General features: G+C 57.5%; 17 protein-coding genes and 4 pseudogenes. 12 read left to right on the plus strand and 9 right to left on the minus strand.

Annotated features, from left to right (window positions below; translation table 11 throughout):
- The first annotated feature begins 20 nt into the window (after window positions 1-20).
- Window positions 21-452, plus strand: coding sequence for a helix-turn-helix domain-containing protein (locus tag RAE21_RS11925; protein WP_313881557.1), 432 nt, complete (start codon window positions 21-23; stop codon window positions 450-452).
- A gap of 8 nt (window positions 453-460) precedes the next feature.
- Here RAE21_RS11925 and RAE21_RS11930 read toward each other — a convergent pair whose 3' ends face one another.
- Together RAE21_RS11930 and imuA are read right to left on the minus strand one after the other, a co-directional pair.
- Window positions 461-1,903 (minus strand): Y-family DNA polymerase, encoded by a 1,443-nt coding sequence (locus RAE21_RS11930; protein WP_313881558.1) that lies wholly within the window; start codon window positions 1,901-1,903, stop codon window positions 461-463.
- Window positions 1,872-2,897: a translesion DNA synthesis-associated protein ImuA gene (imuA, locus tag RAE21_RS11935; protein WP_313881559.1), complete on the minus strand. Its 1,026-nt coding sequence runs from the start codon at window positions 2,895-2,897 to the stop codon at window positions 1,872-1,874. The genes RAE21_RS11930 and imuA overlap by 32 nt, the downstream gene beginning before the upstream one ends.
- Window positions 2,898-3,028: 131 nt before the next feature.
- On the opposite strand from imuA, the gene RAE21_RS11940 reads away from it, so the two are divergent.
- From RAE21_RS11940 to RAE21_RS11955, 4 genes are all read left to right on the plus strand, one after another.
- Window positions 3,029-3,658, plus strand: coding sequence for an HD domain-containing protein (locus tag RAE21_RS11940; protein WP_313881560.1), 630 nt, complete (start codon window positions 3,029-3,031; stop codon window positions 3,656-3,658).
- 12 nt (window positions 3,659-3,670) lie between these two features.
- Complete coding sequence (locus RAE21_RS11945; protein WP_313881561.1) at window positions 3,671-4,255, plus strand: flavin reductase family protein; 585 nt, start codon at window positions 3,671-3,673, stop codon at window positions 4,253-4,255.
- 130 nt (window positions 4,256-4,385) lie between these two features.
- Window positions 4,386-4,622 (plus strand): hypothetical protein, encoded by a 237-nt coding sequence (locus RAE21_RS11950; RefSeq protein ID WP_313881562.1) that lies wholly within the window; start codon window positions 4,386-4,388, stop codon window positions 4,620-4,622.
- Between the two features lie 82 nt (window positions 4,623-4,704).
- Window positions 4,705-6,177: an IS5 family transposase gene (locus tag RAE21_RS11955; RefSeq protein WP_313880209.1), complete on the plus strand. Its 1,473-nt coding sequence runs from the start codon at window positions 4,705-4,707 to the stop codon at window positions 6,175-6,177.
- Between the two features lie 254 nt (window positions 6,178-6,431).
- Here the strand turns inward: RAE21_RS11955 and RAE21_RS11960 are convergent, their stop codons facing one another.
- The gene (locus RAE21_RS11960; protein WP_313880209.1) at window positions 6,432-7,904 is read right to left on the minus strand and encodes an IS5 family transposase; all 1,473 of its coding nucleotides are present in this window, start codon (window positions 7,902-7,904) and stop codon (window positions 6,432-6,434) included.
- A 341-nt stretch (window positions 7,905-8,245) separates the two neighbouring features.
- Here RAE21_RS11960 and RAE21_RS11965 point away from each other — a divergent pair, with 341 nt between their 5' ends.
- Window positions 8,246-8,938 (plus strand): hypothetical protein, encoded by a 693-nt coding sequence (locus tag RAE21_RS11965; RefSeq protein ID WP_313881563.1) that lies wholly within the window; start codon window positions 8,246-8,248, stop codon window positions 8,936-8,938.
- Between the two features lie 62 nt (window positions 8,939-9,000).
- Here the strand turns inward: RAE21_RS11965 and RAE21_RS11970 are convergent.
- Both RAE21_RS11970 and RAE21_RS11975 read right to left on the minus strand, forming a co-directional pair.
- Window positions 9,001-9,965 (minus strand): annotated as a pseudogene (locus RAE21_RS11970) (IS3 family transposase); the annotation flags it as partial.
- 130 nt (window positions 9,966-10,095) lie between these two features.
- Window positions 10,096-11,568: an IS5 family transposase gene (locus RAE21_RS11975; RefSeq protein ID WP_313880209.1), complete on the minus strand. Its 1,473-nt coding sequence runs from the start codon at window positions 11,566-11,568 to the stop codon at window positions 10,096-10,098.
- Window positions 11,569-11,909: 341 nt separating this feature from the next.
- Between RAE21_RS11975 and RAE21_RS11980 the strand changes: the two genes are divergently transcribed.
- The gene (locus RAE21_RS11980; protein WP_313881563.1) at window positions 11,910-12,602 is read left to right on the plus strand and encodes a hypothetical protein; all 693 of its coding nucleotides are present in this window, start codon (window positions 11,910-11,912) and stop codon (window positions 12,600-12,602) included.
- Between the two features lie 62 nt (window positions 12,603-12,664).
- On the opposite strand, the pseudogene RAE21_RS11985 reads toward RAE21_RS11980, so the two are convergent.
- Together RAE21_RS11985 and RAE21_RS11990 are read right to left on the minus strand one after the other, a co-directional pair.
- A pseudogene (locus tag RAE21_RS11985) lies at window positions 12,665-13,629 on the minus strand (IS3 family transposase); the annotation flags it as partial.
- 130 nt (window positions 13,630-13,759) lie between these two features.
- Window positions 13,760-15,232 carry an IS5 family transposase gene (locus RAE21_RS11990; RefSeq protein WP_313880209.1) on the minus strand — a complete coding sequence of 491 codons (1,473 nt, stop codon included), beginning with the start codon at window positions 15,230-15,232 and terminating at the stop codon, window positions 13,760-13,762.
- Window positions 15,233-15,504: 272 nt separating this feature from the next.
- On the opposite strand from RAE21_RS11990, the pseudogene istA (RAE21_RS11995) reads away from it, so the two are divergent.
- From istA (RAE21_RS11995) to tnpB, 5 genes and pseudogenes are all read left to right on the plus strand, one after another.
- A pseudogene (gene istA, locus RAE21_RS11995) lies at window positions 15,505-16,557 on the plus strand (IS21 family transposase); the annotation flags it as partial.
- 106 nt (window positions 16,558-16,663) lie between these two features.
- A complete protein-coding gene (locus tag RAE21_RS12000; protein ID WP_313880209.1) occupies window positions 16,664-18,136 on the plus strand; it encodes an IS5 family transposase in 1,473 nt (490 codons plus the stop codon).
- An 8-nt stretch (window positions 18,137-18,144) separates the two neighbouring features.
- A pseudogene (locus tag RAE21_RS12005) lies at window positions 18,145-18,651 on the plus strand (Mu transposase domain-containing protein); the annotation flags it as partial.
- 20 nt (window positions 18,652-18,671) lie between these two features.
- Entirely contained in the window at window positions 18,672-19,445 is a 774-nt protein-coding gene (istB, locus tag RAE21_RS12010) for an IS21-like element helper ATPase IstB (protein ID WP_313881564.1), read from the plus strand.
- Window positions 19,446-19,618: 173 nt separating this feature from the next.
- A complete protein-coding gene (gene tnpB / locus RAE21_RS12015) occupies window positions 19,619-19,825 on the plus strand; it encodes an IS66 family insertion sequence element accessory protein TnpB (protein WP_313881565.1) in 207 nt (68 codons plus the stop codon).
- Between the two features lie 120 nt (window positions 19,826-19,945).
- On the opposite strand, the gene istB (RAE21_RS12020) is transcribed toward tnpB, so the two are convergent.
- Window positions 19,946-20,773: an IS21-like element helper ATPase IstB gene (gene istB / locus RAE21_RS12020; RefSeq protein WP_313881566.1), complete on the minus strand. Its 828-nt coding sequence runs from the start codon at window positions 20,771-20,773 to the stop codon at window positions 19,946-19,948.
- On the minus strand, window positions 20,770-21,843 hold the full coding sequence (gene istA, locus RAE21_RS12025; RefSeq protein ID WP_428984048.1) for an IS21 family transposase: 1,074 nt from the start codon (window positions 21,841-21,843) through the stop codon (window positions 20,770-20,772). The genes istB (RAE21_RS12020) and istA (RAE21_RS12025) overlap by 4 nt, the downstream gene beginning before the upstream one ends.
- Between the last annotated feature and the right edge of the window lie 30 nt (window positions 21,844-21,873).

Consider the following 21,873-nt stretch of genomic DNA (forward strand, 5'->3'; position numbering starts at 1 on the left):
CTGAAATTTAGGGTTCCGGCATGGACCAAAAGCTGGAATTCGCAGAACGATTGCAAGCCGCCATGCGCGCTGCCGGGTTAGAGCCGCGTCCGGCGGTGTTGCTCAATGTCTTCAACACCAATTACTGGGGGCGCTCAGTGACGTTTCAGGCCGTTTCTCGCTGGCTACGCGGTGAAGCCATACCGGGTCAAGACAAGCTGATTACGCTGGCAGAGGTCTTAAAGATCGAACCAGAAGTACTGCGCTTCGGCGAAGCGGTACGCCATTCAGTGCAGGCGCAGCGGCAGCGTTGGGACGAGGGGGTGGGTTATCTGGAGCGGGAAACGTTTGACACGTTCATGAAGCTGCCCGCTCCGCAGCGCAAGCTGGCGCGCGAAGTGATCCAAGCGTTGGCCAAGGCTTACCCCGCCGATAGCGCCCACGACGACACTTCCACAGAGCCACGCGCCTAAGCCCACGCTCAGGCAAACAGGCCGTGCAGAAACCACGCTAGTGCGTCCGGGTCTGAAGGCCCCGAGGCAGCCTCGGTGTGCGCCGCCAGCCGCTCGCGGTACACCCACACCAACCCTGCCTGCGGGCTGCGGGCCATGTAGTAGTCGCGCAAAGCGGGCTCGCCTTCGAGCCAGCCGGTCTCCAGACGCTGCGGGCCGGCCAGTAGCGTGAGTGCGCCGTGGTAGTGGGGAATGCTTTGGCGCACCACCAAACGCTGCGGCACCGGCAGCAGCCAGGTGGGATACAGGTCGGCCGCGGGCAACACATCACGCTCTGATTCAGAGTCTTTTAGGCCTCTGGCGCTCATGGAATGTGCGCGAGCAGCTCCTGATTTCATAGCAGATTGGTTTTCTTTGCGTGTCGTATCTGCCCGCCACGGCTGCCAGCGCTGCATGCGTTCGGGCCGGTGGTCGGCCTGCGGGGTGGCGCACTGCACGCTGTGCGCGCCCAGCCGGGCGGCCAAGCGCTCCAGAGTCTGATGCAGGCTGTCGCCTTTGCGCACGTCTTCGGGCAGCAGGCTGTGGCTCTCGCCGCCCAGCGGCTGGGTCTGCAGGCTGCGCAGGCGCAGGTACAACACCGGCGCGGGCAACGTCACGCGGGCCAGCTGCTCACCCAGAATGCGCTGCAGGTGGCTCATGTCCTGCGTGGCCTCGGCGGTGCGCAGTTCCAGGCGGCCTTGCTGGCCGCCTTGATGGTGGGCGTCCACATGGCGGGTGTTGGCGCGGCGCGCATCCAGCTCCCACAGCAGCTCCAGCGCCAGCACACCGGCCTGGCGGGCGCGCAGCCACACCAGCAGTTGCGCCAGCAGGCGGCGCGCGCCGAACAGCAAGGCCGGCGCCGAATCCACACTGGCCGCCAGCTCCAGCGGGGCATCAAACACATCGGGCAGCGTGAGCCAGGGGTAGACCTCAGGGCGCTGGCCGTAGGCGCGGTCCAGTGCGTCCACCACCTCGGCGCCAAAGCGCCGCACCACACCGCCACGCGGCAGAGCCCGCAGCTGCCCCCAGGTGCGCACGCCCAGGCGGGCCAGCGTGGGCAGGTGCGCGTGGGCCGCGGCTAGGGTGTGGACCGGCAGGGCATCGGGCAGCACCGCACGCACCGGCGCGGCCTGCCCCACCCTACAGGCGTGCACCTGCAGCGCCGCCAGCGCTATTAAAGATGTAGCACCTTGCGCATATTCCGCGAGCGCTACAGGCTTATTTGGCTCTAAAAGTTGCCGCAGCAACGCTGTGCGCCCGCCGAACAGGCGCTCGCTGGCCGACACCTCCAGCACCAGTACATCGCCCACGCGGGCCACCAGCGGTGTAAAGCGCAACGCCCACCATGCCAGCGCGGTGGCGGTATCCACCAGCGCAGGCTCGGTCGGAGTGGCCGCTGCATCAGGCGACGGCCGCAGCGCGATCCAGTGCATGGCCTGCCTCCTCATCCATAGGCCCAAGCGCATCGGCCGCTCCGTGCGCCGCCACGGCCAGCTCGCCTTGCGCGGGCGGTAGCGGTGGCCACGGCAGTGCTTGGCTCTGCGCGCCCCCCAGCGCCTGCTGCTGAAAAGCGGCGCGCGTGGCCTGTGCATCCAGCGGCGTGTCAGACAACATGCCCCACGCTGAAGCGCGCTCTTGCTCCATGCCCTGTGTCAAGGCACGACTGGCGGCCAACAGTAGGCCCAATTGCTGGCTGCGGGCCTGCAAGTGCAAAGGCTCGGCCAAGGGCGGGCCGCGCCGCTTGAGGATGTCGACCTCCAACCCGTCGAGCCACCGCCCGTGCAATGGGCCTTGCCGCGCGTGCCGGGCGCGGGCCATCGGCTGCACCAAGAGGCGCAGCACGGCGGGCGACGCGTCGCTGCGCGCACGGTCTGGCCGCATCACAAACAGCAGCTTGTGGTGCTCGGCGGCCGCCAAGTGCAAGCGGCGGAGCTGGTCGCCCCGGGCCTGCGGCAGCCAGGCCAACACAGCATCCACCTCGGCGCAGCGCAGCACCTGCTCGGTGGCCCAGAGACGTCCGCTCGCTTCATCTTTGACGCGCGCGCGCTCTCCTACAGCGGCAGACGCCAGCACCGACAGCAGCCGCCCCGAGCGCAAGCCCAACCGGGAGAGCGCCGGCGCAAACGGCAGCTGCGGCGGCCCCACCATCACCACCGGGCCGCGCCCGCACGCTGCCAGCGCTGGCAGCAGCAGGCGCCACTCGCTGTGCGCGCCGGCAGGCTGCAACAGCTCCACCAAAGCGCCCACCGGCCAGCCGCCGCCGGGCAAATGTGCGTCCAAGAGCGCATCGCCCGTGGCCTGCACCGCCTCTGTGGGCGTGGCCAGCGTGTGCGCGTGCCAGACACCGGCGTGGATGTCCTGCGGGTCCGGCACACCGGTGGCCAAGGCCGTGTCAGCAAGATGGGAATGGCGCGCAGCGCTAGTCATGGCAAGGGCTTCAATAAATTACTGTATTTTTAAACAGTATATGGAAAAGCCCTCTGCTATCAAAATCAAGAACAGAGTTTGCAGGCCTGGCGGGCGCTAGCGGGGTGGCCGGTTTTGCTAGAGTGCCTGCCATGAACACCGCACCGTCTTTGACCGCCCTGAAACCCCTGTTTGCATCTGCCTGGCACGATGCCGGCGCACACACCGACGGCACCGCGCTGTGCGACGCACTGCTGGGGGCCTACGCCGAGCCGCAGCGTCATTACCACAGCACCCAGCATCTGGCCGAGTGCCTGCAAGGGTTTGAAGTGGTGCGGCATCTAGCGCAGCGGCCTGCCGAAGTGGCGCTGGCACTCTGGTTTCACGACGCGGTGTATGACGTGCATGGCCACGACAACGAGGCACAAAGTGCCGCCTGGGCCCGGCAGGCGCTCACCACGGCCGGGGTGCAGGCAGACGTGGCAGAGCGCGTCTACGAGCTGGTCATGGCCACCCGCCACACCAGTGCGCCCGCCGCAGGCGATGCGCAGTTGCTGGTGGACATCGACCTCTCCATCCTCGGCGCCGACGCGCAGCGCTTTGCGCAATACGGGCAACAGATCCGCAAGGAATACGCCTTCGTGCCCGAGGACCTGTTCCGCACCAAGCGCAAAGAGGTGCTGCAGTCCTTCGCAGCCCGCCCCCGCATCTACGGCACCGACCACTTCCACGCCACACTAGAGGCCCGTGCGCGGGTCAATCTGGCGCAGGCAGTGGCTTAACCACACTCCCCCATGAACACCCTGCCCGACTTCTGCTCCCCCGTCCCACTGGACAAGGCGTACCGCCTGCTCAACCATGGCCCCACAGTGTTGGTGTCGTCCGCGCACGCCGGCGAACACAACGTGATGGCCGCTGCCTGGTCCATGCCACTGGACTTCCAGCCGCCCAAGGTGACAGTGGTCATCGACAAGGCCACCCGCACCCGTGCGCTGGTAGAAGGCGGTGGCTGGTTTGCGCTGAACATCCCGGCTCGCGCTCTGGCGCAAGCCACGCTGGGAGTGGGCACCGACAGCGCACTCACCACGCCTGACAAACTGCAGCGCCATGGCATCCACACGTTTACACCGCAGGAAAGCTCTGTGCCACTGGTGCAGGGCTGCGTGGGCTGGTTGCTGTGCAAAGTGCTGCCCGAGCCACACAACCAACAAACCTACGACCTGTTCATCGGTGAAGTAGCCCACGCCTGGGCGGACAGCCGCGTGTTCATCAACGGACACTGGGAATTCGACCAAGCACCGGATGATTTGCGCACGCTGCACTATGTGGCGGGTGGGCAGTTTTTTGTGATTGGGGAAGGGGTAAATGAGAAACTATAAAAAAAGGGAGGGCCCAAGAAATACATAAGAACTCATGCGCATCAAAGCAATATAAATTTCATAAAAAACAAAATGAAGCTGCGAGACCCGATGAAATTGAGTTAAATTTGTATTTTAAAAAGGGATAAACATGAAAATTTCAATAATCTTTGCAGCATGCTTAATCATCAGTGGGTGCGCATCGATCACAAAGGGAACGAGTCAAACACTCGTATTCAATTTAGACCCTGATTCAGCGCGATGTGTTTTAACCCGTGATGGGGATGGTGAAATCGGTTCAATATCAGCCAAGAACAACACTGTTACTGTTGGAAAAGATAAAGAGTTGTCCCTGCAAAACCCCTGCAACCCGCATGAACGCTTGTGATCTGGGGTGATTCCGGATGGTCAGAACTCTCAAATAGATATTCAATGGAGTCTGTTTTCTGGGAGTTTTTGAAAGCAGCGCCATGACCGATGACTTTTTCCGCAACCGCCTGGATCAGATGATCGATTTGCGCCACCCTCTGGCGGTGCTTGCTAACCGCATGCCTTGGCAAGAGATCGAAGCCTCCCTCGTCCAGCGCTGGGCACGCCAGGTCAAGTCTGGCAAGAAGATAGAAGACTTGGACTTGTTTGGTCCGGTCTCGGCCGTTGCCGGTGGCGGCGTCTCCAATGCCGGCCGTCCCCGTCTGCCCACCCGGTTAATGGTTGCCTTGCTGTACCTCAAGCATGCGTTCAATGAGAGCGACGAGGACGTGATCCAGCGCTGGGGTGAGACCCCCACTTGGCAGTACTTTTCTGGCAACGAATACTTTGAACACCAGTGGCCGTGCGACCCGACACAACTGGGGCGCTTTCGTAAAGCTCTGGGCGAAGAAGGCGTGGAAGAACTGCTGGCCCGCACCATGGAAGTGGCGGTCACCCTCAAGCTGATTGCCAAGAAAGAATTGACCCGCATGATCGTGGACTCCACGGTGCAAGAAAAAGCTGTGGCACATCCCACCGACAGCAAGCTGCTGGAGACCGCCCGATCCAAGGTGGTCGAGTTGGCCAAAGCCAATGGCATCGAGCTCAAACAGACCTACGCCAAAGAAGGCCAACTGCTGGGCTACAAGGCTGGGCGCTATGCCCATGCCCGCCAGTTCAAGCGCATGCGCAAAGCCATCAAACGCCAGCGCACCATCGTTGGACGGCTGCAGCGCGAGGTGGCTCGCAAGATGACCACGCTCAGCCAAGCCATACAAGAGACCTTGGGCCAGACCTTGGACAAGGCCAAACGCTTGGTCACGCAGACCGGCAGTCGCAAGGCAGTGGACAACCGCGCCAAGCTCTACAGCTGGCATGCGCCCGAGGTGGAGTGCATCTCAAAAGGCAAGAGCCGCAATCCGTACGAGTTCGGCGTGAAGGTGGGTCTGGCCATGACGCTCAAGGGCAATTTGATCGTGGGAGCCAGGAGCTTTCCCGGTAACCCGTATGACGGGCACACCATGCACGAGCAGATCGAGCAAAGCGCTATCCTGATGCAAGGCTTGGGGGTCAAGCCCGAGGTGGTGTACGCAGACTTGGGCTACCGGGGTGTGGACAAAGACAACCCGGACATTGAGATCAAACACCGGGGCAAGGACAAGCGGTTGACCGATGAAGAGCGCAGACTGCTCAAACGGCGCCAAGCGATCGAGCCGATCATCGGGCACCTCAAAGCGGATCACCGCATGGACCGCTGCCACCTCAAAGGCTCAGCAGGCGATGCACTGCACGCGGTGCTGTGCGCGGCGGGCTACAACATCCGCTGGCTGCTGCGGATGATCGCCCGGAAAGGCCTGGGCCTTTTGTTGTGCCTGCTGCAGGTGAGCGGTTTGACGGGCTTGTTTGAGAAATTGGCCAAAATCATCGGCCTCAACCGACTGCAAGGCTCAGATCGGCGCTGGGGGGTGGCTTGAAGTGAATTTTGCAGGGACGACTAAAGACGACATCATTGTCCGATGCACTGCGCCTGGTTTTAAACAAAAAATCACTCGTTTAACGAGTTCAGCTGAAACATCTGGCGTTGTTGGCGGCGCGTTTATTGACTTGGGAATCACAGACATGATTACAGGTGCCATGTGGGCTTACCCAAACACTACATCCATCGCAATGGAAAAAGAATAGCTCGCTATATTCTGTGAACTAAGTAGTCGTCCCTGCAAAATTCACTTCAAGCCACCCCCCAGCGCCGATCTGAGCCTTGCAGTCGGTTGAGGCCGATGATTTTGGCCAATTTCTCAAACAAGCCCGTCAAACCGCTCACCTGCAGCAGGCACAACAAAAGGCCCAGGCCTTTCCGGGCGATCATCCGCAGCAGCCAGCGGATGTTGTAGCCCGCCGCGCACAGCACCGCGTGCAGTGCATCGCCTGCTGAGCCTTTGAGGTGGCAGCGGTCCATGCGGTGATCCGCTTTGAGGTGCCCGATGATCGGCTCGATCGCTTGGCGCCGTTTGAGCAGTCTGCGCTCTTCATCGGTCAACCGCTTGTCCTTGCCCCGGTGTTTGATCTCAATGTCCGGGTTGTCTTTGTCCACACCCCGGTAGCCCAAGTCTGCGTACACCACCTCGGGCTTGACCCCCAAGCCTTGCATCAGGATAGCGCTTTGCTCGATCTGCTCGTGCATGGTGTGCCCGTCATACGGGTTACCGGGAAAGCTCCTGGCTCCCACGATCAAATTGCCCTTGAGCGTCATGGCCAGACCCACCTTCACGCCGAACTCGTACGGATTGCGGCTCTTGCCTTTTGAGATGCACTCCACCTCGGGCGCATGCCAGCTGTAGAGCTTGGCGCGGTTGTCCACTGCCTTGCGACTGCCGGTCTGCGTGACCAAGCGTTTGGCCTTGTCCAAGGTCTGGCCCAAGGTCTCTTGTATGGCTTGGCTGAGCGTGGTCATCTTGCGAGCCACCTCGCGCTGCAGCCGTCCAACGATGGTGCGCTGGCGTTTGATGGCTTTGCGCATGCGCTTGAACTGGCGGGCATGGGCATAGCGCCCAGCCTTGTAGCCCAGCAGTTGGCCTTCTTTGGCGTAGGTCTGTTTGAGCTCGATGCCATTGGCTTTGGCCAACTCGACCACCTTGGATCGGGCGGTCTCCAGCAGCTTGCTGTCGGTGGGATGTGCCACAGCTTTTTCTTGCACCGTGGAGTCCACGATCATGCGGGTCAATTCTTTCTTGGCAATCAGCTTGAGGGTGACCGCCACTTCCATGGTGCGGGCCAGCAGTTCTTCCACGCCTTCTTCGCCCAGAGCTTTACGAAAGCGCCCCAGTTGTGTCGGGTCGCACGGCCACTGGTGTTCAAAGTATTCGTTGCCAGAAAAGTACTGCCAAGTGGGGGTCTCACCCCAGCGCTGGATCACGTCCTCGTCGCTCTCATTGAACGCATGCTTGAGGTACAGCAAGGCAACCATTAACCGGGTGGGCAGACGGGGACGGCCGGCATTGGAGACGCCGCCACCGGCAACGGCCGAGACCGGACCAAACAAGTCCAAGTCTTCTATCTTCTTGCCAGACTTGACCTGGCGTGCCCAGCGCTGGACGAGGGAGGCTTCGATCTCTTGCCAAGGCATGCGGTTAGCAAGCACCGCCAGAGGGTGGCGCAAATCGATCATCTGATCCAGGCGGTTGCGGAAAAAGTCATCGGTCATGGCGCTGCTTTCAAAAACTCCCAGAAAACAGACTCCATTGAATATCTATTTGAGAGTTCTGACCATCCGGAATCACCCCAGATCACAAGCGTTCATGCGGGTTGCAGGGGTTTTGCAGGGACAACTCCATAGATCCAAATTTACTGCAATACAGTGGCCATTTGTGAGAAAATAGAATCTAGAAATGAGCAATTATCATATATAAATGAAACTTGAATATGGTCTGAATATCTGCGCGAAAACCAATCCAAATCAAAAAAAAGAAAGCTTCTGAAAGCTAACTTGCAGTCATTCCGCTTATTATCTTCCGTGTAAATAAAATTTATATTGGAAGTCATATAATGCAAGACATAAATATTGATTTCGATGCTGATAATTTCGATATCCAGAAATTAATCAAGCATGACCGTTTTTTGGAAAAACTATTGCTCACTGTATTGTTTCCGGATCGGTCTTCGACTGTATGTCGGGCAGACCGTATCAGACAGTATTCCCGCTCGATCCTATCAGCACTCAATATTGACTCTCAAGATTGTTTAGATGCTTCAGTGGAAAATATAGGGAGGATGGCATTAATTCATGATTTGCGCTTGGATTTTCTGTTAACGAGCTGCTCTTATCCGAAGTCTATCAACTTGCCCTTGGATAATTCGAAATTACAGTATGATGAATTTAGCAGTCAAGTTCAAATTAAACAGGGCGCGGAAGTTGATTTGAATAAGCATTGTTCAGTTGCACTTCATGCGTTACACGCTGTCCGTGGCAGTTTTAAATACTCTATTAATTTGACGGAATGTGAAAGGCAAAGTATGCACTTACTTGCAGCATTGTTTCCAATGCTAGTTTGTTATGATGATATTTTCAGAGAGGGGTTTGGCTCGATAGAAGTACGTCACAAAAATGCTGTAGATGGTGTTATGTCAGCCTTTGGCGAGTCCATTGATCCATCACTATGCAGTGCATTTTTATCAGTCCAATCTGACTTCAAGTTTATAGGCTTGCAAGCAACCTCTTCAAATTTTCAAAATTTTTGATAAACTACGAAAGGCGTAGGTCTCCCCCCCCTCTTTTGCAAGAGGTCGCAGAAGTAGAAACGTTACGCAGCCATGGCCAGTCGCTGCTTTAGTGTAAATCCGCCCAAGGCCATATTGGGTCGGTCATGGTTGTAAGACCACATCCACTTTGTTGCAAAGTCCTGGACTTCTGCTAAGTCATGTCAATAGTACTGTGACAACCATTCGTATCTGACCGTCCTGTTGAACCGCTCAACATAAGCATTTTGCTGTGGGTTACCCGGCTGGATGTATTCCAGTCTGATGCCCCATTCAATCGCCCAGTTTTGGATCGCTGAGCTGATGTATTCCGGGCCGTTGTCACACCGAATCACCTGCGGCTTGCCGCGCCACGAGATGATCTGCTTGAGTTCCCGAATCACCCGCTCCGAAGGCATAGAAAAATCGACCTCCATCCCATTGGCCTCGCGATTGAAGTCGTCAATGACATTGAACAACCGAAATGTTCTGCCGTCTTCGAGCTGGTCGTGCATGGAGTCCATCGTCCACACCTGGTTGATGCCCTGTGGCACCGTCAGCGCCTCAGGTTTCTCCAGCACCAGCCGCTTGCGGGGCTTGATCCGCAAATTGAGCTCCAGATCCTTGTAGATGCGGTACACACGCTTGTGGCTCCATTTGAAGCCCTTGACGTTGCCCAGGTACAGGAAACACAGGCCAAAGCCCCAACTGCGGTGGTTGTCTGTTAGCCCCATCAGCCAACTGGCCACCTCGGCGTTCTCGGCATCGAGCTTGCGCTCGTAGCGGTAGCACGATTCGCTGATGCCAAACGCCTGGCACGCCACCCGTATACACACACCGCGTTCTGTCACGGCCTTTTGGGCCATCTCCCGTCTGCGAGATGGCCTCACCACTTTTTTTCAAGCGCCTCCGCCACGATCTCGGCCTTGAGCTTTTCCTCAAGGTACATCTTCTTGAGCCGCCGGTTCTCGTCTTCCAGCTCTTTCATGCGCGCCATCATCGGCACGTCCATACCGCCGTATTTGGCTCGTCACTTGTAAAACGTCGGTAAGAGTCCGGCGAATACCTTCATTGCATGCCACTGATATGACGGGCATTCTTGGCTCAAGACACACTCCATCGAGGTGTGCACTTAACAAGTCGTCCCTGCAAAATTCACTTCAAGCCACCCCCCAGCGCCGATCTGAGCCTTGCAGTCGGTTGAGGCCGATGATTTTGGCCAATTTCTCAAACAAGCCCGTCAAACCGCTCACCTGCAGCAGGCACAACAAAAGGCCCAGGCCTTTCCGGGCGATCATCCGCAGCAGCCAGCGGATGTTGTAGCCCGCCGCGCACAGCACCGCGTGCAGTGCATCGCCTGCTGAGCCTTTGAGGTGGCAGCGGTCCATGCGGTGATCCGCTTTGAGGTGCCCGATGATCGGCTCGATCGCTTGGCGCCGTTTGAGCAGTCTGCGCTCTTCATCGGTCAACCGCTTGTCCTTGCCCCGGTGTTTGATCTCAATGTCCGGGTTGTCTTTGTCCACACCCCGGTAGCCCAAGTCTGCGTACACCACCTCGGGCTTGACCCCCAAGCCTTGCATCAGGATAGCGCTTTGCTCGATCTGCTCGTGCATGGTGTGCCCGTCATACGGGTTACCGGGAAAGCTCCTGGCTCCCACGATCAAATTGCCCTTGAGCGTCATGGCCAGACCCACCTTCACGCCGAACTCGTACGGATTGCGGCTCTTGCCTTTTGAGATGCACTCCACCTCGGGCGCATGCCAGCTGTAGAGCTTGGCGCGGTTGTCCACTGCCTTGCGACTGCCGGTCTGCGTGACCAAGCGTTTGGCCTTGTCCAAGGTCTGGCCCAAGGTCTCTTGTATGGCTTGGCTGAGCGTGGTCATCTTGCGAGCCACCTCGCGCTGCAGCCGTCCAACGATGGTGCGCTGGCGTTTGATGGCTTTGCGCATGCGCTTGAACTGGCGGGCATGGGCATAGCGCCCAGCCTTGTAGCCCAGCAGTTGGCCTTCTTTGGCGTAGGTCTGTTTGAGCTCGATGCCATTGGCTTTGGCCAACTCGACCACCTTGGATCGGGCGGTCTCCAGCAGCTTGCTGTCGGTGGGATGTGCCACAGCTTTTTCTTGCACCGTGGAGTCCACGATCATGCGGGTCAATTCTTTCTTGGCAATCAGCTTGAGGGTGACCGCCACTTCCATGGTGCGGGCCAGCAGTTCTTCCACGCCTTCTTCGCCCAGAGCTTTACGAAAGCGCCCCAGTTGTGTCGGGTCGCACGGCCACTGGTGTTCAAAGTATTCGTTGCCAGAAAAGTACTGCCAAGTGGGGGTCTCACCCCAGCGCTGGATCACGTCCTCGTCGCTCTCATTGAACGCATGCTTGAGGTACAGCAAGGCAACCATTAACCGGGTGGGCAGACGGGGACGGCCGGCATTGGAGACGCCGCCACCGGCAACGGCCGAGACCGGACCAAACAAGTCCAAGTCTTCTATCTTCTTGCCAGACTTGACCTGGCGTGCCCAGCGCTGGACGAGGGAGGCTTCGATCTCTTGCCAAGGCATGCGGTTAGCAAGCACCGCCAGAGGGTGGCGCAAATCGATCATCTGATCCAGGCGGTTGCGGAAAAAGTCATCGGTCATGGCGCTGCTTTCAAAAACTCCCAGAAAACAGACTCCATTGAATATCTATTTGAGAGTTCTGACCATCCGGAATCACCCCAGATCACAAGCGTTCATGCGGGTTGCAGGGGTTTTGCAGGGACAACTCCATAGATCCAAATTTACTGCAATACAGTGGCCATTTGTGAGAAAATAGAATCTAGAAATGAGCAATTATCATATATAAATGAAACTTGAATATGGTCTGAATATCTGCGCGAAAACCAATCCAAATCAAAAAAAAGAAAGCTTCTGAAAGCTAACTTGCAGTCATTCCGCTTATTATCTTCCGTGTAAATAAAATTTATATTGGAAGTCATATAATGCAAGACATAAATATTGATTTCGATGCTGATAATTTCGATATCCAGAAATTAATCAAGCATGACCGTTTTTTGGAAAAACTATTGCTCACTGTATTGTTTCCGGATCGGTCTTCGACTGTATGTCGGGCAGACCGTATCAGACAGTATTCCCGCTCGATCCTATCAGCACTCAATATTGACTCTCAAGATTGTTTAGATGCTTCAGTGGAAAATATAGGGAGGATGGCATTAATTCATGATTTGCGCTTGGATTTTCTGTTAACGAGCTGCTCTTATCCGAAGTCTATCAACTTGCCCTTGGATAATTCGAAATTACAGTATGATGAATTTAGCAGTCAAGTTCAAATTAAACAGGGCGCGGAAGTTGATTTGAATAAGCATTGTTCAGTTGCACTTCATGCGTTACACGCTGTCCGTGGCAGTTTTAAATACTCTATTAATTTGACGGAATGTGAAAGGCAAAGTATGCACTTACTTGCAGCATTGTTTCCAATGCTAGTTTGTTATGATGATATTTTCAGAGAGGGGTTTGGCTCGATAGAAGTACGTCACAAAAATGCTGTAGATGGTGTTATGTCAGCCTTTGGCGAGTCCATTGATCCATCACTATGCAGTGCATTTTTATCAGTCCAATCTGACTTCAAGTTTATAGGCTTGCAAGCAACCTCTTCAAATTTTCAAAATTTTTGATAAACTACGAAAGGCGTAGGTCTCCCCCCCCTCTTTTGCAAGAGGTCGCAGAAGTAGAAACGTTACGCAGCCATGGCCAGTCGCTGCTTTAGTGTAAATCCGCCCAAGGCCATATTGGGTCGGTCATGGTTGTAAGACCACATCCACTTTGTTGCAAAGTCCTGGACTTCTGCTAAGTCATGTCAATAGTACTGTGACAACCATTCGTATCTGACCGTCCTGTTGAACCGCTCAACATAAGCATTTTGCTGTGGGTTACCCGGCTGGATGTATTCCAGTCTGATGCCCCATTCAATCGCCCAGTTTTGGATCGCTGAGCTGATGTATTCCGGGCCGTTGTCACACCGAATCACCTGCGGCTTGCCGCGCCACGAGATGATCTGCTTGAGTTCCCGAATCACCCGCTCCGAAGGCATAGAAAAATCGACCTCCATCCCATTGGCCTCGCGATTGAAGTCGTCAATGACATTGAACAACCGAAATGTTCTGCCGTCTTCGAGCTGGTCGTGCATGGAGTCCATCGTCCACACCTGGTTGATGCCCTGTGGCACCGTCAGCGCCTCAGGTTTCTCCAGCACCAGCCGCTTGCGGGGCTTGATCCGCAAATTGAGCTCCAGATCCTTGTAGATGCGGTACACACGCTTGTGGCTCCATTTGAAGCCCTTGACGTTGCCCAGGTACAGGAAACACAGGCCAAAGCCCCAACTGCGGTGGTTGTCTGTTAGCCCCATCAGCCAACTGGCCACCTCGGCGTTCTCGGCATCGAGCTTGCGCTCGTAGCGGTAGCACGATTCGCTGATGCCAAACGCCTGGCACGCCACCCGTATACACACACCGCGTTCTGTCACGGCCTTTTGGGCCATCTCCCGTCTGCGAGATGGCCTCACCACTTTTTTTCAAGCGCCTCCGCCACGATCTCGGCCTTGAGCTTTTCCTCAAGGTACATCTTCTTGAGCCGCCGGTTCTCGTCTTCCAGCTCTTTCATGCGCGCCATCATCGGCACGTCCATACCGCCGTATTTGGCTCGTCACTTGTAAAACGTCGGTAAGAGTCCGGCGAATACCTTCATTGCATGCCACTGATATGACGGGCATTCTTGGCTCAAGACACACTCCATCGAGGTGTGCACTTAACAAGTCGTCCCTGCAAAATTCACTTCAAGCCACCCCCCAGCGCCGATCTGAGCCTTGCAGTCGGTTGAGGCCGATGATTTTGGCCAATTTCTCAAACAAGCCCGTCAAACCGCTCACCTGCAGCAGGCACAACAAAAGGCCCAGGCCTTTCCGGGCGATCATCCGCAGCAGCCAGCGGATGTTGTAGCCCGCCGCGCACAGCACCGCGTGCAGTGCATCGCCTGCTGAGCCTTTGAGGTGGCAGCGGTCCATGCGGTGATCCGCTTTGAGGTGCCCGATGATCGGCTCGATCGCTTGGCGCCGTTTGAGCAGTCTGCGCTCTTCATCGGTCAACCGCTTGTCCTTGCCCCGGTGTTTGATCTCAATGTCCGGGTTGTCTTTGTCCACACCCCGGTAGCCCAAGTCTGCGTACACCACCTCGGGCTTGACCCCCAAGCCTTGCATCAGGATAGCGCTTTGCTCGATCTGCTCGTGCATGGTGTGCCCGTCATACGGGTTACCGGGAAAGCTCCTGGCTCCCACGATCAAATTGCCCTTGAGCGTCATGGCCAGACCCACCTTCACGCCGAACTCGTACGGATTGCGGCTCTTGCCTTTTGAGATGCACTCCACCTCGGGCGCATGCCAGCTGTAGAGCTTGGCGCGGTTGTCCACTGCCTTGCGACTGCCGGTCTGCGTGACCAAGCGTTTGGCCTTGTCCAAGGTCTGGCCCAAGGTCTCTTGTATGGCTTGGCTGAGCGTGGTCATCTTGCGAGCCACCTCGCGCTGCAGCCGTCCAACGATGGTGCGCTGGCGTTTGATGGCTTTGCGCATGCGCTTGAACTGGCGGGCATGGGCATAGCGCCCAGCCTTGTAGCCCAGCAGTTGGCCTTCTTTGGCGTAGGTCTGTTTGAGCTCGATGCCATTGGCTTTGGCCAACTCGACCACCTTGGATCGGGCGGTCTCCAGCAGCTTGCTGTCGGTGGGATGTGCCACAGCTTTTTCTTGCACCGTGGAGTCCACGATCATGCGGGTCAATTCTTTCTTGGCAATCAGCTTGAGGGTGACCGCCACTTCCATGGTGCGGGCCAGCAGTTCTTCCACGCCTTCTTCGCCCAGAGCTTTACGAAAGCGCCCCAGTTGTGTCGGGTCGCACGGCCACTGGTGTTCAAAGTATTCGTTGCCAGAAAAGTACTGCCAAGTGGGGGTCTCACCCCAGCGCTGGATCACGTCCTCGTCGCTCTCATTGAACGCATGCTTGAGGTACAGCAAGGCAACCATTAACCGGGTGGGCAGACGGGGACGGCCGGCATTGGAGACGCCGCCACCGGCAACGGCCGAGACCGGACCAAACAAGTCCAAGTCTTCTATCTTCTTGCCAGACTTGACCTGGCGTGCCCAGCGCTGGACGAGGGAGGCTTCGATCTCTTGCCAAGGCATGCGGTTAGCAAGCACCGCCAGAGGGTGGCGCAAATCGATCATCTGATCCAGGCGGTTGCGGAAAAAGTCATCGGTCATGGCGCTGCTTTCAAAAACTCCCAGAAAACAGACTCCATTGAATATCTATTTGAGAGTTCTGACCATCCGGAATCACCCCAGATCACAAGCGTTCATGCGGGTTGCAGGGGTTTTGCAGGGACAACTAAGGATTTCGGCATCGTGAACGTTGATTTCGGAGTCGTGAACAGCGAATGTGGCGCAGGCGTATGCCTGCATAGAAGTGGGGACTGAAGTTGCGCAAATGAGACCACCCTGGCGGGTAGGCTGCCTGATTTTTGACAGGAGGCCGGATGCCCGCCCGAAAGATCGCGATGCGCAAAGTTAAAGAAACATTGAGATTGAGCCTGGAGTGCAGGCTACCCTACGATCAGATATCCCAAGCCCTGGGACTGTCCAAAGGCGTCATCTCCAAATACATCCGTCAGGCTCTTGCAGCAGGACTGGATTGGAGTGCCATAGAAACCTTGGATGAGGGAGAGTTACACCGCAAATTGCGGGGCCAGCAAAGTGAGCCCGTTGTCTTTGTTGCGCCTGACTACGCACGGGTGCACTTGGAGCTGCGCGGCAAAGGCGTTACGTTGATGCTGCTGTGGCAAGAATACTGCGCCAAGTGGGCCGAAGACACCCAGGTCAGGCCTTACCAGTACACCCAATTCTGCGAGCACTACCGCCGGTTTGCCAAGACACTGAAGCGCTCAATGCGCCAAGTGCATCGCGCCGGAGAAAAACTGTTCATTGACTACGCTGGCCCGACCATTGTGCTGGCCGAGGGTGGTAAAGCCAATATCTTCGTGGCCGCCTTGGGCGCCTCAGGTTACGCCTTCGCGTGGGCGACACCTGCACAGACCACGGCAGATTGGCTGGAGGGGTGTGTCAAGGCGCTGACCTTCTATGGTGGAGTGCCGCAGCTAATCGTGCCGGACAACCCGCGCGCAGTGATTGCGCAGGTCAGCCGTTACGAGCCCCGAGCTACTGACACCGTGCTGGACTTTGCATGCCATTACGGCTGCAGCGTACTACCTGCGCGTGCCTACCACCCGCAGGACAAGGCCAAAGTCGAGTCCACGGTCCAGATTGTTGAGCGCTGGATATTGGCGCGACTGCGGCATCAATCGTTTCTTAGCGTCACTGAGGTCAACGCAGCCATTGCCCCTTTGCTGGAGTATCTGAACAACAAACCGTTTCAGAAGCTACCCGGATGCCGGGCAAGCGCGTTTACCGCCCTGGATGCGCCAGCATTGATGGCCCTGCCGCCTGAACCGTTTGAGCTTGCGGTATTCAAGACGGTCAAAGTACACATTGACTATCACGTCGAGTTTGAAGGCCACCGCTATAGTTGTCCCTGCAACCCGCATGAACGCTTGTGATCTGGGGTGATTCCGGATGGTCAGAACTCTCAAATAGATATTCAATGGAGTCTGTTTTCTGGGAGTTTTTGAAAGCAGCGCCATGACCGATGACTTTTTCCGCAACCGCCTGGATCAGATGATCGATTTGCGCCACCCTCTGGCGGTGCTTGCTAACCGCATGCCTTGGCAAGAGATCGAAGCCTCCCTCGTCCAGCGCTGGGCACGCCAGGTCAAGTCTGGCAAGAAGATAGAAGACTTGGACTTGTTTGGTCCGGTCTCGGCCGTTGCCGGTGGCGGCGTCTCCAATGCCGGCCGTCCCCGTCTGCCCACCCGGTTAATGGTTGCCTTGCTGTACCTCAAGCATGCGTTCAATGAGAGCGACGAGGACGTGATCCAGCGCTGGGGTGAGACCCCCACTTGGCAGTACTTTTCTGGCAACGAATACTTTGAACACCAGTGGCCGTGCGACCCGACACAACTGGGGCGCTTTCGTAAAGCTCTGGGCGAAGAAGGCGTGGAAGAACTGCTGGCCCGCACCATGGAAGTGGCGGTCACCCTCAAGCTGATTGCCAAGAAAGAATTGACCCGCATGATCGTGGACTCCACGGTGCAAGAAAAAGCTGTGGCACATCCCACCGACAGCAAGCTGCTGGAGACCGCCCGATCCAAGGTGGTCGAGTTGGCCAAAGCCAATGGCATCGAGCTCAAACAGACCTACGCCAAAGAAGGCCAACTGCTGGGCTACAAGGCTGGGCGCTATGCCCATGCCCGCCAGTTCAAGCGCATGCGCAAAGCCATCAAACGCCAGCGCACCATCGTTGGACGGCTGCAGCGCGAGGTGGCTCGCAAGATGACCACGCTCAGCCAAGCCATACAAGAGACCTTGGGCCAGACCTTGGACAAGGCCAAACGCTTGGTCACGCAGACCGGCAGTCGCAAGGCAGTGGACAACCGCGCCAAGCTCTACAGCTGGCATGCGCCCGAGGTGGAGTGCATCTCAAAAGGCAAGAGCCGCAATCCGTACGAGTTCGGCGTGAAGGTGGGTCTGGCCATGACGCTCAAGGGCAATTTGATCGTGGGAGCCAGGAGCTTTCCCGGTAACCCGTATGACGGGCACACCATGCACGAGCAGATCGAGCAAAGCGCTATCCTGATGCAAGGCTTGGGGGTCAAGCCCGAGGTGGTGTACGCAGACTTGGGCTACCGGGGTGTGGACAAAGACAACCCGGACATTGAGATCAAACACCGGGGCAAGGACAAGCGGTTGACCGATGAAGAGCGCAGACTGCTCAAACGGCGCCAAGCGATCGAGCCGATCATCGGGCACCTCAAAGCGGATCACCGCATGGACCGCTGCCACCTCAAAGGCTCAGCAGGCGATGCACTGCACGCGGTGCTGTGCGCGGCGGGCTACAACATCCGCTGGCTGCTGCGGATGATCGCCCGGAAAGGCCTGGGCCTTTTGTTGTGCCTGCTGCAGGTGAGCGGTTTGACGGGCTTGTTTGAGAAATTGGCCAAAATCATCGGCCTCAACCGACTGCAAGGCTCAGATCGGCGCTGGGGGGTGGCTTGAAGTGAATTTTGCAGGGACGACGCTATAGCGTTCCACATGCACTGGTGGGCCAGACGCTGGAGCTGCGGGTGACCCGCACCACACTGGAGATTCTGAACCGGGGCCAGCGGGTGTGCAGCCACCTCAGAAGCGCTCGCCGGGGCGGCTTCACCACGACGGATGAACACATGCCAGAGGCACACCGGGCGCATGCACAGTGGAGTCCGGAGCGGCTTCTGGCCTGGGGCGAGCAAATCGGCGTGGCCACGGCCGGGGTAGTGAGCAAGATGCTGGAGCGCCAGCGCCACCCTGAACATGCCTACCGGGCCTGCTTGGGTTTGCTCTCCCTGGGGCGCCGATACGGCCATGCCAGGCTGGAAGCGGCGAGCTTGATGGCGCTGCAGTTGGGCACCTGCAAATACAGCCATATCCGCGACATCCTGGTCAACCGCGGGGATCAGTTGCTTAAGACCGAGGCCCCCGAGTGGAGCAGCCCGGCACATGCTCACGTGCGCGGGCCTGGCTATTACCAATAGAGACGAATGGAGAGACCCCCATGATGATGAATACGACATTAGCCCAACTGCGTGAATTGAGGCTGGAGGGCTTGGCCACGGGGCTGCAGGAGCAGCTCAGTCAAGCAGGCGTGGCGGCCATGAGCTTTGAAGAGCGGTTGGCGCTATTGGTAGACAGGGAGGTGCACTGGCGCAATGACAAGCGCCAAACCCGCCTGTTGAAACAGGCTAGGCTGAAGTATCCGCAAGCGGCTATCGAAGACATTGACAGCCGCGCCGGGCGCGGCATTCAACGCAGTGCAGTGATGAGTCTGGCCCTGGGCGGGTGGGTGCAAAGCGGACATGCTGTGCTGATTACGGGGCCGACCGGGGCGGGTAAATCCTGGCTGGCCTGTGCGTTGGCCCAACATGCGTGCCGGCGGGGCTTCAGTGCCCACTACCAGCGGGTGCCACGACTGGGGGAGGAATTGCGTATCCGCCATGCCAACGGCACGTTTGGCAAGTGGCTCGATCAGATCCGCAAAACCGATGTCCTGCTGCTCGATGACTGGGGCATGGCTGCGCTGGACAGCCAGAGCCGGGCGGACTTGCTGGAGATCATTGATGACAGGACATCAAGTCGGGCCACGATCATTACCAGTCAGTTGCCCATTGAGCATTGGCACGAGTGGATTGGTGACCCGACAGTGGCCGATGCGATGCTGGACCGGTTAATGGAGAACCATCATCGCTTCACGATCACGGGTGAGTCGTTGCGAAAGAAACCTGCACCCGGAAAAGGCAAAACCGCCAACGCTGAGTCCGCGGCGGGTTGATTAAGAAAAGCCCCAATCAACCAACCTGACAAGGAGTCACTCTGCCGAAAAACCACCTCGGCCTAAAATAAAAGAGCGCAATATCAGTTCCTCACTGCCGCTGCGTTCATATTGGCCGGAATCCATGTTCACGATCCCGGAATCGCCGTTCATCTTCGCCGAAATACGCACAGATGAAGGTGCTGTACTTTGACCGCAGCGGCTGGTGCCTGTGGTGCAAGCGTTTGGAGAGCGGCAAGTTCTCCCGTAAAGGCGTTCAAGGCGGCAGTGGCGAGATCGACTGCACGGCGCTCAAACTGATGCTCGAAGGCATCGAAGTGCGCCGACGCCACAAACGCTACCAACACCCTGCGCGGATGTCAAACGCAGTTTCGATTTGATACAGCTGTCGAACGCAAACGCGGCGTGGATTTGATACACCGTTGTGTGGGGCGATTGTCTGTTTTGTCTTTGCTTGTCTTTCAAGCAGTCAGTGGCTCGCCACTGACTGCTTGGCGCCCTTAGGCTGCCTGTTCCTCCTGTGTATCAAGGTGACTGCGTTTTCGTTTGAGTAGGGTATTGCTGCTGGCGGCAATCACACCGGCACGCCGCTTATCTTTCAGGCGATAGGAGGCTCCTGAAATCGGGACCACATGGGCGTGGTGGAGCAGTCGGTCAAGTAGCGCCGCTGTCAGCGTGGCATCGTCTGCAAACGTCTGGTCCCATTGCCCAAACGGCAGATTGGAGGTCAGGATGAGACTTCCCACTTCATAGCGTTTGGCAATGACTTGGAACAGAAGATTCGCCTGTTCCCGATTCATGGGAAGGTACCCGACCTCGTCAATGATCAACAGCCGGTAGGGACGCACGATGCGTTTGATAGCCTCTTCCAGGGTGTTCTGCCGTAGTGCCGTGCTCAGTGTCATCAGCAGATCTGCCGCCGTGATGAAACGCGTCTTGATTCCAGCCTGGGTTGCCCTGTAGCCCAAGGCGATGGCCAAGTGGGTTTTGCCCACCCCACTGGCGCCCAGCAAGACCACGTTCTCGCTGCGCTCCACGAAGGCCAGACTGCCAAGCTCCTGTACCAGGGGTTTGGGCACGCCGCTGGCAAACTGGAAGTCAAACTCATCAAGCGTCTTGATGGCGGGGAAGCCCGCTATGCGCGTGAGCATGGCGCGTGTTCTCTCCACTCTGGCTAGAGCCTCGCCACGCAAGGCTTGCTCCAGGAACTCCAGGTACCCCAGCTCTTTCTTGGCCGCCATTTGCCCCAAGTGGGCAAGCTGATCGGGTAAGTTGAGCAGGCGCAGCTGATCACACAGTTCACGCAGTCTTTCCATTTGCAGGCTCATGGTCGTCCTCCTGCTGAGGCTTGGTTGTGCACCAGCGTGTCATACATCGCCAGAGGATGCTGCAGGCCTCGCCATGCCGCGGCTGGAATTGGCCGGACTGCTGCGCCGCTACCGGTGACTTTTTGCAATTGACGCACTGTTCGCCCACTGTAGGCGCTGGGGATGGCCAGCAGATGTGTGCGCTCCTGTTGCAAAGCCAGTGCCGGCACACACCCAGTGGTTCCGTGGATCCGCACATTGGCAACGTCACGCAGCCAGGTGCGCATTTCCCGATTGGCTGTGTCCGCGTCCACCACCAAGCATTGCTGCTTCATACTCGCCACCAATGGCACCCAGAAGCTGCGCCGGATGTAGCCATTCATGCGTTCGACTTTGCCCTTGGTCTTGGCCCGATAGGGCTTGCACACCCGCGGCACAAAGCCATGGTGGTGCGCAAAGTCAGCAAAGGCACCCTGGAACTGGTGCAGGTTCTTGCCGTAGGCGTCACGCTTGAGGATGACGGTCTTCATGTTGTCGTACAGCACTTCACGGGTGACTCCACCAAAGCTCTCGAACGCCCTGACATGGCACGCCAGTAGTGTCTCCAGCTTCATGTCTGTGACAAACTCCGCGAAGGTCGCCCGGCTGTGGCCAAGCGTTGCCACAAACGCCGCCAACATGCCGTCTTTATGCCCAGACTTGCGGAACTCGATCCAGTCCATCTGCATTTGCTCACCGGGCTGGGTCTCGAACCGCACAACCGGATCCGGGCGCGCCTGTGGACGCAACTCCTTGAGGTACTCCTGCAGGATGCGCACGGAGCCCGTATACCCCTGTGCGGCAATCTCACGCTGCAGCACCGTTGCGGGAATCCAATCAGGCTTGGCCGCCTGAATACGTCCAGCCAAGTAGTCCTTGAATGGATCGAGCTTGCTTTTACGTTCCGGCAGTTTCTTCATGGCCGGCGGACCGCCCTCCAAATACTTACGCACCGTGTTGACTGCCATTCCAGTTTGCGCCGATATCTCGCGCAAGCTCAGCCTGTGCTTCCTTAAAACCTTGAGTTCCATGTACTCCTCGTTCGTAATCATTGCCAGTCCCATCCATGGTTCGGATGGCTT

Origin of the sequence: Rhodoferax potami, from assembly GCF_032193765.1 — a bacterium.
Classification (GTDB): Bacteria; Pseudomonadota; Gammaproteobacteria; order Burkholderiales; family Burkholderiaceae_C; genus Allorhodoferax; species Allorhodoferax potami.